Origin of the sequence: Corynebacterium gottingense (genome assembly GCF_002285125.1) — a bacterium.
GTDB classification, from domain to species: domain Bacteria; phylum Actinomycetota; class Actinomycetes; order Mycobacteriales; family Mycobacteriaceae; genus Corynebacterium; species Corynebacterium gottingense.
The window spans coordinates 1-1,717 of the sequence record NZ_NSGN01000017.1 but is presented as its reverse complement, the minus strand read 5'-3'; the positions used below and the strand labels follow the sequence as shown (position 1 = coordinate 1,717).

The 1,717-nt window shown below is 57.1% G+C and carries 2 protein-coding genes; both read left to right on the top strand.

Annotated elements, in window-relative coordinates:
• Positions 1 to 1,016, top strand: a 1,016-nt coding sequence (locus CKJ82_RS11880) for a Mu transposase domain-containing protein (RefSeq protein ID WP_165765437.1), incomplete at its 5' end; no start/stop codon positions are given.
• Between the two features lie 3 nt (positions 1,017 to 1,019).
• The coding region (locus CKJ82_RS11470) for an ATP-binding protein (protein ID WP_095538250.1) at positions 1,020 to 1,717 on the top strand (698 nt) is incomplete at its 3' end.

Genomic DNA, 1,717 nt, shown 5'->3' with positions numbered 1-1,717 from the left:
CGGATAACGCCTCGACGGCATCGAACGCGATCAGTGCCGCTGATCGCAACCGTCGTGTCAACACCACCTACGAGGAGTTTCTGGAGCACTACAACACCGCTGCGCTGCCAGCGCGGGCAAGACGGCCGAAAGACAAGGCCAATGTTGAGGCAGCGGTCAAAATCGTTACCCAACAGGTCATCCATGCTCTTGACGACCACCAGTGCATCAGCCTTGATGAGCTCAACAGCCGCATACTCAAACGAGTTGACACGATCAATGCGCACACCCCGTTTCGTGGCAACACCACCAGTCGGCGGCAGCTGTTTGAAGAGTTTGAAGCAGAGTTGCTCACTGACCTTCCCAAACAGCGGTGGCAGCGCACGGAATGGAAGCGGGCCAAAGTCGCTCCCGACTTCCATATCACCGTCGCCAGCGTGCATTACTCCGTGCCCTACACACTTGTCGGCCGCACTGTTGATGTACGCATCACCGGCAACACGCTTACGGTCTTCGATGCCGGCGAGCGACAAGCAGTACATACACTTGCGCACCAACGCGGTAGCTTCGTCACCGATACCGACCACATCCCGCCGCAGATGGCCAACACCCATGGACTTTGGACCTGTGAATACTTCCTGCGCGAAGCTGCCCGGGTAGGACCGCACACCCGCCGGGTCATCGCTGAGCTTATGGATGCGCGCCCAATCAAAGCACAAGCGTTCTTCTCATGCCGCAACGTGCTTTCCATGGGAAAACACGACAACAAGCCCGTCTTGGAAGAGGCCTGTAGACGGCTCGTCGACCTTGACGGCCGACGTCAGGCAGTGTCCTACACCGCCGTGAAAAACATGATGGCAGCCGTGCGCAAAGAAGACACGGTACGCACCACCACACAGCCTCAACCCAACGCGCGAGATGCCGCTGCCACCTCCACCACCGCAAAAGCGCCTAGCAAGCGTGATACGCGCGGTGCGTACCTCGGCGGCGCGGAGCAGTTCAGCATCGAAAACCTCACAAAGAAAGGAAACAACTAACCCATGGATGCGCCACAACCAGCATCAACAACCGCACGATTCTTAGACGAATCAGTCCTGCCCATCTTCACACAACTGCGGATGACCGCCTTCGGCCGCACGGTCATCGACATTGCCGCGGATCAAGCATTCGACCAGTGGAGCTTCTCCGACAAAATCCTCTACGCGCTCGATAAAGAAGTCGCGGCCAGGCACGAAAGACGAGTCAACAAACTGCTCAAAGCATCACGATCGCCAAACCCCGATGCTTGTGTTGAAGACATTGTCTACACGCCCAGCCGCAACATCAACAAAGAGCAAATCGCCCGACTTGCTCAATGCCAATGGTGCCAGGATTCGAAAAACGTTGTCATCCTGGGCAAATCCTCCGTTGGCAAGACCTACCTCGCCCAAGCACTGCTCAACGCAGCGTGCAGAAAGGACTACTCCGCCAAGTTCTTCCGCACCGACACCTTGGCCAACCAGCTCGCCGTGCTGCATCACTCGGATCCTGAACGCATGAAATTCCTCGACGCCATTCACAACACCGACGTGCTCGTACTCGATGACTTTCTCACCACCCCGATCAACGAAGCCACCGCACACCAACTGTTGACCATCATTGCGGAACGAGAAAACCGAGGAGCGACCATCGTGACATCCCAGTTCGCCCCCATCGAATGGTGCAAGTCCATCCCCGACGCTGTCATCGCTGAGTCGAT